The organism is Amorphus orientalis (assembly GCF_030814015.1).
Classification (GTDB): domain Bacteria; phylum Pseudomonadota; class Alphaproteobacteria; order Rhizobiales; family Amorphaceae; genus Amorphus; species Amorphus orientalis.
The window spans coordinates 20299-33433 of sequence record NZ_JAUSUL010000007.1 but is presented as its reverse complement, the minus strand read 5'-3'; the positions used below and the strand labels follow the sequence as shown (position 1 = coordinate 33433).

The window sequence follows — 13135 nt, the reverse complement described above, 5'->3', positions numbered from 1 at the left end:
GATGGCACCGAGCGTTGACGAACGCCGCCACCATGCGCCGGTTGTCGGCCGCCGATCAACGACCTTGGCGAGGATCAGCCGTGTACCGGCTCCGCCTTAAGAGCGAGAGACACGGCCGGCCCCGTCGCCCAGCCGAATTCCCGGGCTGCGTCGGTGAGCCAGTCGGCGAAGGACACCGCGAAGCTGGTCAGCACGTAGAGATCGAACGTGTCCTCCGTCCGGCGCACGATCAGACACCCCATGTGATGGATCGAGGTCTGGGCCAGTGTCCCAGGCGGAAAGCCCGTTGCGTCGAACGGGATCGCGGCTGCCTTGGCGAGCAGATCCTCGACCCGGTCGCCCGCGATCCGAACGCCGGCCCGGGCGTGGGAAAGATCCGCGACCGCGCCGATATCGGAGGCGACCGCTTCCGTCACGTCGGCCACGGGGCGGTCGGACAGGACGAGGAAGCGGCCGGGCGCGATGCGTCCGCAGATCCGCCCGCCGTCGCAGGTGAGGTCGCGCTCCGTCGGAAGCGCGATCCCGCATCCGGACAGCGCGGCGGCGACGCCCTCCCGCTTCCCCGGCCAGGCCTGGATCTGGGCCGCCGACACACCCGCGATCGCGGCGATCCGGATCGGGGTGGCGGTGCTGCGGCCTCCCTGCCTGCCGGGTGACAGGCGTCCGCGAAAGACGTCTTCCATCTCAGCCATTCAGCCGGTCTCCCTGCGGATCGTAGAAGTGGTGGGACACGACTTCGACCGGGACCGGGTGCGCGCCCCGGATCGGATCGACCACGGACAGATGCTGCCCGGTCCGCTCGCGCCCGCCGGAGACCAGCGCCAGCGCAATGTGGGCGCCGAGGGCCGGGGAATAGGTCGGAGAGGTCACGTGCCCCAGGCTCGGGATGCCGTCCGGCATGTCGTCGGACACCACATGGGCCCCGGTCCTGAGCGCCTGTCCGTCGAGCGACTTCAGACCGACCAGGACCTTGCGATCGGCGGCCGTCATCGCGGGGCGGGTCATCAGGGCCTGGCCGACGAACGCCTTCTTGGAGGAGGCCATCTTCTCCAGACGGAGATCGGCGAGCGTGGTCCGACCGTCGAGTTCGGCGCCGGCGACGTGGCCCTTCTCGATGCGGAGCGTGCCGAGCGCTTCCGTGCCGTAGGCCACCAGCCCGGACGACTGGCCCGCCTCGAAAACCGCTTCCCAGACCGCCAGCCCGTCACGGGCGCCGCAATGGACTTCGTAGGCGAGCTCGCCGGAGAAGGAGAGGCGGGCGACGATCACCGGCGCGGCCCCGATCCGCCCCCGCGCGACGCCCATAAAGGGGAGGCCGGCGTCGCTCATGTCGACGTCTTCCACGATGCGGGCGAGCACCTCGCGGCTCAGCGGACCGGCGATCGCCAGACCCGCCCACTGATCCGTGGCGGAGGCAACGGCGACCTTCATGTCCGGCCAGTCAACGGCGAGATGGCGTTCCAGCCGGGCCAGCACGCCGGCCGCGTTCGCCGTCGTGGTGGTCATCAGGAAGTCGTCCTCGGCCAGCCGCCAGGTGGTGCCGTCGTCGTAGACGAAGCCGTCCTCGCGCAGCATTACGCCGTAGCGGGCCTTGCCGACCGGCAGCTTGCCGAAGCCGTTGACGTAGACCCGGTTGAGGAAGTCGCCGGCGTCCGGACCCTGCACGGTGATCTTGCCGAGGGTGGAGACGTCGACGATGCCGACCGCTTCGCGCACGGTGCGGGCTTCGCGAATGTAGGCGTCGGTGAGGCTCTCGCCGGCCCTGAGATAGGCGCGCGGCCGCATCCAGGCGCCCGCTGCGACCATCTCCGCGCCGTGGGCCAGGTGCCAGTCGTGCATCGGCGTGCGGCGGGTCGGGCGGAAATGATCTCCGACCTCGCGTCCCGCCAGCGCGCCGAGGGAGACCGGCGTGTAGGGCGGACGGAAGCGGGTGGTCCCCACGTCGGGTATCGGCCGGCCTTCCAGATCGGCCATCAGGCCCAGCGCGTTGACGTTGGAGGTCTTGCCCTGGTCGGTCGCCATGCCGAGGGTGGTGTAGCGCTTCAGATGCTCGACGGAGCGGTAGCCTTCCTGATGGGCAAGCGTCACGTCGGCAGCGAGCACGTCGTTCTGGAAGTCGACGAACGCCTTGCCGCGGGCGGTCGGCGACGATACCGCGCGCAATGCCAGGGGCGGATTGGTGCCGGCGTCCGGATCGTCGGCCGCAATCGGCGGCCCGGCCGCGCTTTCCCGGCCGAGCGCAGCGAGCGCCGCATCGGCGGCGCGCAGCCCGTCGGCAAGCACATCGGCCAGCGCGAACGTGCCGTTGGCCGCGCCGGCCGCGGTCCAGGCTTCGCGGGGTGCACCGGGAACGAACGCGTCGATGTCGGGCCGCCACTGCGGTGCGCCGCCGGCCTGGCTGGCAAGATGGATCGTCGGCGTCCAGCCTCCGGCGACGGCCAGAAGGTCCGCATCGACCGCATCGCTGCCGCCCGGCCGGGGCTGGCCGGCCTCGTCGCAGCGGGCGAGGAACACGCGGCTGAGCCCCTTCGATCCCCGGGCCTCGGTCACGACGGTGCCGGCATGGACCGGAACGCCGGCCGCCTTCAGGGGAGCGGCGAGGGCGGTGGGCGCCTGCGGTCGGGCATCGACCACGGCAGCCACATCGATCCCGGCGCGGACCATGGCGAGGGCGGAGCGGTACAGGCTGTCGTCGGTGCCGAAGACGACGGCGCGGCGGCCGGGCGCGACGGCGTAGCGGGCGATGTAGCGCTCGACGGCGTTGGCGAGCATGACGCCGGGCAGGTCGTTGCCCGGAAAGACGATCGGCCGCTGGATCGCGCCCGCCGCCAGGATCACGTGGCCGGCATGGAGCGTCCAGTGGCGCTGGCGGGGCAGGTCCGGATCCCGGTCGCCGAGGTGATCCTGAACCCGTTCCACGGCGCCCAGCACGTTGCCGTCATAGTAGCCATAGACGCTGGTCCGGGTGAGGACACGCACGTTGGGCAGGGCATCGAGCTCGGCCGCGACGGCCTTCGCCCAGGCCTGCGCCGGTTGACCCTCGACGGTTGCCCGGGTCTCGAACAGGTCGCCGCCGAGGGCCTGGGTCTCGTCTGCGAGGATCACCCGAAGTCCAGCGCGGGCTGCGCGGCGGGCGGCGGCAAGGCCCGCCGGGCCCGCCCCCACGACCAGCACGTCGCAGAAGGCGTTGGTCTTTTCGTAACGACTTTCGTCGAAGCTGGGATCTGCCCGTCCGAGCCCGGCCGCCTTGCGGATGATCGGCTCGTAGACCCGCCAGGCGTGCCGCCCAGGCCCCATGAAAGTCTTGTAGTAAAAACCGGCCTTAAATCCTTGAGATAAAATGGTTAATGGCCAAGACATGAAGTCATGTCGCAAGCTTGGCCAGCGGTTCTGGCTTTGGGCTTCAAGTCCCTGATATATCTCGGAAATCGTTGCCTGTATGTTGGGTTCGGTCGAAGCGCCTCTGCCGAGGGTCATCAGGGCGTTCGGTTCCTCCACGCCGGCGCCCAGAATGCCGCGCGGGCGATGGTATTTGAAGGAGCGGCCGAACAGCCGCTGGCCATCGGCGAGGAGCGCGGAGGCCACGGTGTCGCCGGCGAAGCCGGAGCGGTCGGTCCCGTCGAAACGGAAGGCGACCGGGCGGGCGCGATCGATCAGCGCGCCGCCTTCGGGCAGACGGTATCCGCTCATTCGTCTGCTCCCTCGGGCGCGATCATCGCAGCCCCCTGAATGGCGTGGGTGGCGGTGTCGCGGCTCACCCGGAGGAACGAGCGGCAGCCCTGGATGTGATGCCAGATCTCCTGGTGGGAGCCGCGCGGATTGGTCCGCTCGTAGACGGCGGCGAACCAGGTGTCGGGGTCCGCGTCCAGGGGCGGGCGCACGACGGTGGCGTCGCCTTCGTAGGTGAATTCGGAAACGGAGCGGGGGCCGCAGAACGGGCAGGGGATGCGCATCGGCGTCTCGTCAGTGCAGGCGGGGGGTGGCGCCGGCGCCGCGCTCGTCGAGGAGCGCGCCGGTGCGGAACCGGTCGAGGGAGAAGGCGGCGTTCAGCGGATGAGGCTCGTCGCGGGCGATCGTGTGGGCGAAGCACCAGCCCGATCCCGGCGTGGCCTTGAAGCCGCCGTAACACCAGCCGGCGTTGAGATAGAGGCCCGGCTTCGGCGTCCTGTCGATGATCGGGCTGCCGTCCATCGACATGTCCATGATCCCGCCCCAGGACCGCAGAAGCCGGATGCGGGCGAGCGACGGGAACATCGCCACCGCGCTCGACGCCACGTCCTCCACGATCGGCAGGTTGCCGCGCTGGGCGTAGGAATTGTAGCCGTCGATGTCGCCACCGAAGACCAGCCCGCCCTTGTCGGACTGGGAGATGTAGAGATGGCCGGCGCCGAACGTGACCACGGTGTCCAGGAACGGCTTGAGGCCTTCCGACACGAAGGCCTGCAGCACGTGGCTTTCGATCGGCAGCCGCTCGAAACCGGCAAGCCGCATCACCTGGGATGTCGATCCGGCGACCGCGACACCGACCTTCGGCGCTTCAATGCGGCCCCGGGTGGTGTCCACGCCGGCGACGCGCTCCCCGTCATAGACGAACCCGGTGACCTCGCAGTTCTCGATGATGTCGACCCCGAGCCGGTCGGCGGCGCGGGCGTAGCCCCAGGCGACCGCATCATGGCGGACGGTGCCGCCGCGGGGCTGGCAAATGCCGCCGAGGATCGGAAACCGAGCCTGGTCCGACACGTCCAGGCCGGGAACCCGGCGCGCGACCTCGTCGCGGTCGAGGAGTTCGGCGTCGACGCCGGCGAGCCGCATGGCGTTGCCGCGGCGGGCGTAGGCATCGAGCTGGGCCGGGGTATGCGCCAGGTTGATGACGCCGCGCTGGGACACCATCGCGTTGAAATTCAGTTCCCGCGACAGATTTTCCCAGAGCTTCAGCGACCACTCATAGAAGCGGGTGTTGTCCGGAAGCATGTAGTTGGAGCGGATGATCGTCGTGTTTCGCCCGACATTGCCGCCGCCGAGCCAGCCTTTCTCGACCACCGCGATGTTGGTCAGGCCGTGCTCCTTCGCCAGGTAGTAGGCCGTCGCCAGGCCGTGACCGCCGCCGCCGACGATGATCGCGTCATAGGACGGTTTCGGGGCGGCCTTGCGCCACGCCATCGGCCACAGGCGCTGGCCGGAGACGGCGTTTGCGATGATCGAGCCAAGTGAGTAGCGCATAGGTCGCCCGGTTGGTTCGTGCTGACGTGACTGTCCACGGCGGCTTCGATGGATTAGAACCTCCGTACGCTAACGTATCGTGCGCCCCGATGGAGTGGCGCGATGCATGCATGACCAAAGCTTCTTGAGACCATGACTGGTCTTGATGGCCCGATCGATGGCGGGAGATCGGGTGCCCTTCATTTCCCAAGCTGGACGTGTGCCTCTGCGTGCCGCGTCACCAAGGACGGGCGATCCTTGCGAGCCGATAAAGGGCTATTGCGTGTCAGGGAACGAGTTCGAGCCGCCGGCGCTGGCGGCCGCCTCCACGATTCTGGAGCAGATCCTGGATCGTTTCGAGACCATGCCTCCGGAGCGGCTCAGGGCGAATCTGGAGCTGGCGCGGGACCTTGCGCTCGAGCTGGAGGCTCAGGTGGAGCACGACGTGCTCACCGGTGCCTACAATCGGCGCGGCCTTCAGCGGCTGCACGTCCAGGTGACGGGGCGGCGCCAGCGTCTGGGTGAGCCGGTCTCGGCGCTGTTCATCGACGTGGACAATCTGAAGGAGCTCAACCGGACCTACGGGCACGTGGCGACCGACGGGTTGCTGCGGTCGGCGGCGGTCCGTCTGCGGGACCTCAGCCGGCCCTACGACATGCTCGTGCGCTGGGGCGGCGACGAGTTCGTGCTGCTTCTGCCGGGTGTGGACCTGTCGAGCGCGGTCGGCATCGCGGAGCGGATTCGCAACCAGATGGCCTCGCGGCCGCTCGAGGGCTCGGTCGGGCCGGTCGAGATGTCGGTTTCGATCGGCGTGGGCGCCCTCGCCGAGGGCGAGGACGTCGAGGATCTGATCCGTCGGATTTCCGCGCTGATGTACGAAGCGAAGTCCGCCGGCAAGAACCGGGTGGCGGTTGCCGACTGGTGGGACGGGGCTCCCGGAAAGGCCGCGGCGGGCGGCTGCTGACGGCCTGTTCGAAACGCTTAGCGGGGCCCTGTGGCACGTGCCTTGGTCTGTCCGGATCCCGCATGGCTGATGCTTGGGCATCGGGCTGGCAGACAGGAACCGGCAGCAAACCACCTGTTTACAGATGGCGTGCTAAGCCTCCGCCAGGAGAGGAAACCCGATCCTTTTGTAAAGCTTTAGTTTATGGATAAAAATTTATTAAAAACAAATAATTATAGAAAATATTTCATGTTTTGAGTGAGGGCATAGCGGCGGCCGAAGCGTGCTCCATCGCGTCGATGAAGGAGCGCGCGGCCGGCGAAACTTCGGCGTCCGCCCGGGTGGTGACGCCGACCGGGCCGGAGGTGTCGGAGACCTCGAAGGGGAGCTCGACCAGGGCGCCCTCCTGAACGTCGAGGGCGACCACGCCGGACGAGATGATCCAGACCGCATCCGATCGTCTGGTATAGGCGCGCCCGAAATCGTTCGAGACGGTTTCGATCCGGTCGGGGATGTGGCCGATGCCGCTGGCCAGCAGATACCGCTCGACGATCCCGCGGATGGCGGCCTCCTGGTCGGGGACGAGGACGGGATAGGCGGTGATGCCGGACAGGTCCGGGGCGCTTGCCAGTGGATGGCCCGGCCGCACCACGAAGCTGACGGTCTCCGAATAGAGGTGCGTGAAGCTCAGCCCCATCATCGTGTCCGGCGCGCCGAGGCGGCCGAGGACCAGGTCGAGCGCCCCCAGGCGAAGCTGGTCGAGCAGGTGCAGATTGGGGCCGCTGACCACCTTGAGGGTGACGCCGGGCTGGGCCCTTCGGAACCGGTCGACGGCGGCAGGGACGACCCGGCCGGCCACTGAGGGAAGAACGCCCACCGTCAGGACGATCTCTTCTTCCATCCGCGACCGGGCCACACCGTCCAGACCCTGCCTGAGCGCTGCCACGCTGGCGCCGGCATAGCGCACGAACATCTCGCCGACCGGCGTCAGGACGACGCCGCCGCGCCCGCGCTCCATCAGCTGGACGCCGAGGATCTCCTCCAGTTCGGCGAGCGCCTTGGAGACGGCCGGCTGGCTGACGCCCAGGCTCTTCGCCGCCTTGGCGACGCCGCCGAGGCGGGCCGTCTGCAGGAGACACTGGAGGTGGCGGAATTTGACGCGGGCCGGTATCATGCTCAAACAGTTATATTAATCGCGCTATTTGTAATTTTACATGCCGATATGACAATATTTATCTTTGACAAAAGTCAAAGACGGTTGCGCCGTCACCCCTCCAGATGGGGCGGTCAGCGCGTGCGCTGGCCGACCGGCCGCAAGCCGCCTTCGCAGCAAACAGGCACGTGAACGGAAACGCGATGAGTAAAGACGAGCGCTTCGACACCGGCATGGCCGTTCGGCGATCGGTCCTCGGCGACGAACATGTCGATCGGGCCGAGGCCCGCAAGACCGAGTTCGACGCCGACTTCCAGCGCTTCATCGTGGAATCGGCCTGGGGCTCCGTGTGGAGCACGCCCAGCCTGTCCAAGCGGGAGCGCTCCATGATCACGGTCGCGCTTCTGGCGGCCGGCGGTCACCACGACGAGTTCGCCATGCACGTCCGCGCCATGCGCCGGACGGGGGCGACCGTCGAGGATCTCAAGGACGTGCTGATGCACGTCGCCATCTACGCGGGCGTGCCGGCGGCCAACACCTGCATCGGCATCGCCAAGAAAGTTCTCGCCGAGGGCGAGGGTCCCCAATGGAGGGAGGAGGTAACCTCATGAACGAGCAAGTCAGACGGACCGGATCGGGCCCGTTGCCCGGCCGGAACGATCTCGGTGGCTTCGCGCAGGGCTATCAGCCGCGCGAGCGTGAGCTGCAGCCGCCGGCCTATTTCCCGGACTACAAGTCCACCGTGGCGCGCTCGCCCAGGCAGGCGCTGCTGTCGCTGCCCCAGACCATGACCGAAGTCACCGGTCCGGTCTTCGGGCACAACGATCTCGATCCGCTCGACAACAACATGATCCGCAACGGTCAGGTCGACGGCGAGCCGATCGGCGAGCGCATCATCGTCCACGGCCGGGTGATGGATCAGGACGGACGCGGCATTCCCAACACGCTGGTCGAGGTCTGGCAGGCCAACGCGGGCGGACGCTATCGCCACAAGACGGAAACCTATCTCGCGCCGCTGGATCCGAATTTCGCCGGCTGCGGCCGGGTCATGACCGACGAGACCGGCCACTATCACTACTGGACGATCCGTCCGGGGCCCTATCCCTGGCGGAACTATCTGAACAGCTGGCGTCCGGCCCACATCCACTACTCGCTGTTCGGTCCGTCGTTTGCCACCCGGATGATCACCCAGATGTATTTCGAGGGCGATCCGCTGATCCCGATCTGTCCGATCGTGAATTCCGTGCCCGACCAGAAGGGTGTGGAGGCGATGACCGCGAAACTCGACATGACGGCCAACACACCCCACGACTGCCTGGCCTACCGCTTCGACATCGTGCTGCGCGGGCCGCGCCAGAGCTTCTTCGAGAACATGAAGGAGGGCATGTGAGATGCCGGTGAACCTGCTTCGCGAAACGCCCTCCCAGACGGCGGGCCCTTACGTTCATATCGGTCTGGTCCCCTCGGTTGCGGGCATCCAGATGCGGACCCAGGAAAATCTCCACGTCGTTGCGGGTCCGCAGACCGACGGCGAGGCGATCAAGCTTGAGATCGATCTGTGGGACGGCACCGGCGCGCCGGTGACGGACGCGGTAATCGAGCTGTGGCAGGCCGACGGACAGGGGCGCTATCGCCACCCGCTGGATCCGAAGGCCGGCGAGATCGCTGCCGATTTCCGGGGCTTCGGACGCGCCGCCTCCGACCTGAAGTCCGGCCACTATGTCTTCGAGACGGTGAAGCCGGGGGCGGTCGCCGGGCCGGACGGGTCGCCGATGGCGCCCCATGTCGCCCTGACGATCTTTTCCCGCGGCATCAACATCCATCTCAACACGCGGATCTATTTCGCGGATGAGGAGGCCAACGCCCAGGATCCCATCCTGCAGCTCGTGCCGCCGCCTCGCCGCGACACGCTGATGGCCGCACGCAAGGACGGCGGCGGAACGCCGACCTATGCGATCGATATCCGCCTGCAGGGTGAGAACGAGACCGTCTTCTTCGACGTCTAGGGGGCACCGACCGGGACGGTTCGTTTCGAGCGGCCCGGCGGTGTCGATGACGATCACAAATCCAGGCGGGGCGCGGCGCGGAGCCATGCCCCGTTTCCAGACGGCCGCGCCGTCGGAGGGCTCGGCTTGGTCACCCGCGCATCGGCGGGCGCGGGACTGATCCTTGCGAAGCCGGGCAACGTAATGCCGCGGGAAGGCAGATCCCGCACGTGATGAGGGAGCGAGCGACGTGAAGACCCAGGTTGCAATCATCGGCGGCGGTCCGTCCGGCCTGCTTCTGTCCCAGCGATTGCATCTCGCCGGCGTCGAGACAGTCATCCTCGAGCGGCAGACGCGCGACTATGTGCTTTCGCGCATCCGCGCCGGCGTGCTGGAGCAGGGCCTGGCCGATCAGCTGCGCCAGGCCGGCGTCGGCGAGCGCATGGACAGGGAGGGCGAGGTTCACGAGGGAACGGAGATCACCTTCGAGGACCACCGCCTGCATATCAATTTCCGCGAACTCGTCGGCAAGACCGTCATGGTGTACGGCCAGACCGAAGTGACGCGCGACCTCTACAAGGCGCGCGACGACATGCAGGGCACGATCATTCACGAGGCCCAGGACGTCGCCCTGCACGACACCGACACGGACAGTCCCTACGTCACCTTCACCAAGGACGGCGAAGAGCATCGCCTGGACTGCGACTTCATTGCCGGCTGCGACGGGTTTCATGGGCCAAGCCGCAAGTCCATTCCGGCCGACAAGTTGCGGGTCTACGAAAAGGTCTATCCGTTCGGCTGGCTCGGCGTCCTGTCGGAGACGCCGCCGGTCTCCGAGGAGCTGATCTATTCCGGCCATCCGCGCGGGTTCGCGCTCTGCTCGCTCAGGTCGCGGACGCTCAGCCGCTACTACGTCCAGGTCTCGTCCCAGGACAAGGTGGAGGACTGGTCCGACGACCGGTTCTGGGAGGAGCTGAAGGCGCGCCTTCCGCAGGACGCCGCCGACCGGCTGGTCACCGGGCCGTCGATCGAGAAGTCGATCGCGCCGCTGCGGAGCTTCGTCGCCGAGCCCATGACCCACGGCCGGATGTTTCTGGTCGGCGATTCCGCGCACATCGTGCCGCCGACCGGTGCCAAGGGGCTCAATCTGGCGGCCTCGGACGTGTTCTATCTCTCCACGGCGCTCATCAGCTACTACAAGACCGGCGCGGAAACGGAACTTCACGACTATTCCGCCAAGGCGCTGCGCCGGATCTGGCTGGCCGAGCGGTTCTCCTGGTGGATGACGACGCTGCTGCACAAGTTCGACGAGGAGGCGTTCGACGTCCGCGTGAAGCGGGCGGAACTCGACTTCCTGATGAGTTCGCGGGCCGCCCAGGCCGCGCTTGCAGAGAACTATGTGGGACTGCCCTACGACTGACGACCGATCTGCGGGCGGCCGGTTTGCGGCAGGCGAGCCGGGTCCGGCCGGACTGCCGGACAGGTAGCCGGGGCGCCGGGGCATGGCGCCCTATTGGGCCGTTTCGACCTAAAACTATTCCTTTTCATGTAATTTCGATGTGCTATGGTCTCCCGATCAGGCTTTTTCGGGAGGATCAGCCGCATGGCAGCCGGCTCCGCTGGGATCACGCGTACGGCCACGGCCGACGGACGGTTCGGCTACACCGAAGGCGGCGACGCCTCCGGGACGACCATCGTCTTCATTCACGGCATCGGCGGTCGTGCGGAGGTGTTCGATCCGCAGATGGCGGCCTTCGCGCCCGATTTCCACGTGATCTCCTGGGACGTGCCCGGCTACGGAACGTCCGCGCCGCTTGAGACGGCGACCCTGCCGACGCTGGCCGCCGCACTCGGCGATTTTCTCTCCGCGATCGATGCGCGCGACGCGATCCTGGTCGGCCAGTCGCTGGGCGGCATGATCGTGCAGGAAGCCATGGCCGCCGGCCTCGTCTCGCCGAAGGCGATCGTGCTCACCGGGACGAGCCCGGCCTTCGGCCGGCCCGACGGCGACTTCCAGAAGAAGTTCATCGAGGGCCGGCTGGCGCCGCTCGATGCCGGCAGGACCATGGCCGAACTCGCCGACGGGATGATGAAGGGCCTGACCGGCCCGAACCCGGATCCGGAGGGCTTCCGCATCGGCCGCGACGCGCTGGCCGCGACGCCGGAAGAGAGTTTCCGCGCGATGGTCTATGCCCTCGTGGATTTCGACCAGCGCGCCAATCTCCCCAACATTTCCGTCCCCGCGCTGCTGATTGCCGGCACCGAGGACACCAGTGCGCCGCCCCAGGTCATGCAGAAGATGGCGGACAAGATCGCGACCGCGACCTATGTCCAGCTCGACGGGGCGGGGCATCTCGCCAATCTGGACCAACCCGACGCATTCACCGAGGCCATGCGCGACTTTCTCGCCGGCCATGACAGCGTCCACGCCTAAGCGAGGAGGACCGATCCATGAACGTCCCCACCATTGATATCGAGAGCGTCGACATCGACGCGCCGATGTTCGAGCCTTCGGCCTTCCGTCTGAGCGACAAGCAGGCCGAGTGGTGCGAGACCGCCCGCAAGCTCGGCAAGGCGAAGTTCGCGCCGCGCGCGCCCGAATACGACCGCGAGGCCCGGTTCCCGACCGAGAACTACAAGGACCTCTACGAGGCCGGCCTGCTCGCCCTGTGCGTGCCGGAACGCTTCGGCGGCGGCGGGGCGGGCTACCAGAGCTACGCGCTGACGGCGGCCGAGGTCGGCCGCTATTGCGGGGCCACGGCACTCACCTGGAACATGCATGTCTGTTCGACGCTGTGGTCCGGGCCGCTCGCCGACGATCTGGAGATGTCGCCGGAGGACCGCGAGGCCCACGAGCGCCGGCGCGCGATCCACTACAAGCGCATCGTCGAGGATGGCGCCATCTACGCGCAGCCGTTCTCCGAGGGCGGAGCGGCGGCGGCCGGCGGCGTGGCGTTCTCCACCGAGGCGGTTCCGGTCGAAGGCGGCTGGATCGTGCGCGGCAAGAAGATCTTCGCCTCGCTCTCCGGCAACGCCAACTATTACGGCGTGCTGTGCACCGAGACCGAACCTGACGGAAAGAAGAGCCGGCGCAACACGCTCTATCTGGCCGTCGACGCCAACGCCAAGGGCGTGAGCGTGGTCGGCGACTGGGATCCCCTCGGCATGCGCGGCACCGTGTCCCGCACGCTGCTGTTCGACGACGTGTTCGTCGCGGAGGACGAGGCGCTGATGCCGCGCGGCCTCTATTTCAACGCCGCCGCCAACTGGCCGCACATGTTCATGACCCTGTCGCCTACCTATATGGGCCAGGCCCAGGCGGCCTACGACTTCACGGTCGCCTATCTGCGCGGCGAGGTGCCGGGCATGCCGCCGGTGAAGCGGCGCATGTACCCGACCAAGCAGATCGCGGTCGCGGAGATGCGCATCAAGCTGGAGCAGGCCAAGGCGCTCTGGTTCCAGGCCATCACCGAGGCGCGGCCGAACCCGTCCAAGGACCAGGTGCTGCGCGCCTGGGCGGCCCAGTACACCGTGATGGAGTTCGCCAACGACATCGCGCAGCTTGCCATCCGCACCTGCGGCGGCCAGTCGATGCTGAAGTCCCTGCCGCTGGAGCGGATCTACCGGGACACGCGCTGCGGCTCGCTGATGCTGCCGTGGACCGCGGAGCTGTGCGTCGACCGGATCGGCAAGGGCGCGCTCTACGAGCCGGGCGAGACGGACGACGAGTAATCTCTGGCGACGCCGGTGGCGCTCTTGACCCCGCTCATTTCCGCAATAGCGGGAGTGAGCGGCGGATGAGGCACCGGGCGCGGCCACAGCTCCGTCTTTGATTCTCCTTTGGGATGGACGCCC

At 67.7% G+C, this 13135-nt stretch carries 12 protein-coding genes; 7 read left to right on the top strand and 5 right to left on the bottom strand.

Annotated features, from left to right (window positions below):
* Positions 1-74: 74 nt before the first annotated feature.
* The 4 genes from J2S73_RS20735 to J2S73_RS20720 are packed head-to-tail and all read right to left on the bottom strand — an operon-like array spanning position 75 to position 5220.
* Positions 75-692 carry a sarcosine oxidase subunit gamma gene (locus tag J2S73_RS20735; protein ID WP_306887609.1) on the bottom strand — a complete coding sequence of 206 codons (618 nt, stop codon included), beginning with the start codon at positions 690-692 and terminating at the stop codon, positions 75-77.
* Complete coding sequence (locus J2S73_RS20730) at positions 685-3690, bottom strand: sarcosine oxidase subunit alpha family protein (protein WP_306887607.1); 3006 nt, start codon at positions 3688-3690, stop codon at positions 685-687. The genes J2S73_RS20735 and J2S73_RS20730 overlap by 8 nt, the downstream gene beginning before the upstream one ends.
* A complete protein-coding gene (locus J2S73_RS20725; protein ID WP_306887606.1) occupies positions 3687-3953 on the bottom strand; it encodes a sarcosine oxidase subunit delta in 267 nt (88 codons plus the stop codon). Before J2S73_RS20725 ends, J2S73_RS20730 begins: the two co-directional genes overlap by 4 nt.
* Before the next feature lie 10 nt (positions 3954-3963).
* Positions 3964-5220, bottom strand: a complete 1257-nt coding sequence (locus J2S73_RS20720; protein WP_306887604.1) for a sarcosine oxidase subunit beta family protein — start codon at positions 5218-5220, stop codon at positions 3964-3966.
* A gap of 262 nt (positions 5221-5482) precedes the next feature.
* Here J2S73_RS20720 and J2S73_RS20715 point away from each other — a divergent pair, with 262 nt between their 5' ends.
* Positions 5483-6163 carry a GGDEF domain-containing protein gene (locus tag J2S73_RS20715; RefSeq protein ID WP_306887603.1) on the top strand — a complete coding sequence of 227 codons (681 nt, stop codon included), beginning with the start codon at positions 5483-5485 and terminating at the stop codon, positions 6161-6163.
* A gap of 226 nt (positions 6164-6389) precedes the next feature.
* Here the strand turns inward: J2S73_RS20715 and pcaQ are convergent, their stop codons facing one another.
* A complete protein-coding gene (gene pcaQ / locus J2S73_RS20710) occupies positions 6390-7316 on the bottom strand; it encodes a pca operon transcription factor PcaQ (protein ID WP_306887635.1) in 927 nt (308 codons plus the stop codon).
* 182 nt (positions 7317-7498) lie between these two features.
* Here pcaQ and pcaC point away from each other — a divergent pair, with 182 nt between their 5' ends.
* The 6 genes from pcaC (at position 7499) to J2S73_RS20680 (ending at position 13012) form a co-directional block, all read left to right on the top strand.
* Positions 7499-7906, top strand: a complete 408-nt coding sequence (gene pcaC, locus J2S73_RS20705; protein ID WP_306887602.1) for a 4-carboxymuconolactone decarboxylase — start codon at positions 7499-7501, stop codon at positions 7904-7906.
* Positions 7903-8685 carry a protocatechuate 3,4-dioxygenase subunit beta gene (pcaH, locus tag J2S73_RS20700; RefSeq protein ID WP_306887601.1) on the top strand — a complete coding sequence of 261 codons (783 nt, stop codon included), beginning with the start codon at positions 7903-7905 and terminating at the stop codon, positions 8683-8685. The genes pcaC and pcaH overlap by 4 nt, the downstream gene beginning before the upstream one ends.
* Position 8686: 1 nt before the next feature.
* Entirely contained in the window at positions 8687-9301 is a 615-nt protein-coding gene (pcaG, locus tag J2S73_RS20695; RefSeq protein ID WP_306887600.1) for a protocatechuate 3,4-dioxygenase subunit alpha, read from the top strand.
* A gap of 229 nt (positions 9302-9530) precedes the next feature.
* Positions 9531-10700 carry a 4-hydroxybenzoate 3-monooxygenase gene (pobA, locus tag J2S73_RS20690; RefSeq protein WP_306887599.1) on the top strand — a complete coding sequence of 390 codons (1170 nt, stop codon included), beginning with the start codon at positions 9531-9533 and terminating at the stop codon, positions 10698-10700.
* A gap of 183 nt (positions 10701-10883) precedes the next feature.
* Positions 10884-11714, top strand: coding sequence for an alpha/beta fold hydrolase (locus tag J2S73_RS20685; RefSeq protein ID WP_306887598.1), 831 nt, complete (start codon positions 10884-10886; stop codon positions 11712-11714).
* Positions 11715-11731: 17 nt separating this feature from the next.
* Positions 11732-13012: an acyl-CoA dehydrogenase family protein gene (locus tag J2S73_RS20680; RefSeq protein WP_306887597.1), complete on the top strand. Its 1281-nt coding sequence runs from the start codon at positions 11732-11734 to the stop codon at positions 13010-13012.
* The last annotated feature ends 123 nt before the right edge of the window (positions 13013-13135 follow it).

What these genes read in the sequence shown, in the direction of transcription:
- J2S73_RS20735 (WP_306887609.1), bottom strand. Translation starts at nt 692, where the DNA reads ATGGCTGAGATGGAAGACGTCTTTCGCGGACGCCTGTCACCCGGCAGG.
- J2S73_RS20730 (WP_306887607.1), bottom strand. Translation starts at nt 3,690, where the DNA reads ATGAGCGGATACCGTCTGCCCGAAGGCGGCGCGCTGATCGATCGCGCC.
- J2S73_RS20725 (WP_306887606.1), bottom strand. Translation starts at nt 3,953, where the DNA reads ATGCGCATCCCCTGCCCGTTCTGCGGCCCCCGCTCCGTTTCCGAATTC.
- J2S73_RS20720 (WP_306887604.1), bottom strand. Translation starts at nt 5,220, where the DNA reads ATGCGCTACTCACTTGGCTCGATCATCGCAAACGCCGTCTCCGGCCAG.
- pcaQ (WP_306887635.1), bottom strand. Translation starts at nt 7,316, where the DNA reads ATGATACCGGCCCGCGTCAAATTCCGCCACCTCCAGTGTCTCCTGCAG.
- pcaC (WP_306887602.1), top strand. Translation starts at nt 7,499, where the DNA reads ATGAGTAAAGACGAGCGCTTCGACACCGGCATGGCCGTTCGGCGATCG.
- pcaH (WP_306887601.1), top strand. Translation starts at nt 7,903, where the DNA reads ATGAACGAGCAAGTCAGACGGACCGGATCGGGCCCGTTGCCCGGCCGG.
- pcaG (WP_306887600.1), top strand. Translation starts at nt 8,687, where the DNA reads ATGCCGGTGAACCTGCTTCGCGAAACGCCCTCCCAGACGGCGGGCCCT.
- J2S73_RS20685 (WP_306887598.1), top strand. Translation starts at nt 10,884, where the DNA reads ATGGCAGCCGGCTCCGCTGGGATCACGCGTACGGCCACGGCCGACGGA.
- J2S73_RS20680 (WP_306887597.1), top strand. Translation starts at nt 11,732, where the DNA reads ATGAACGTCCCCACCATTGATATCGAGAGCGTCGACATCGACGCGCCG.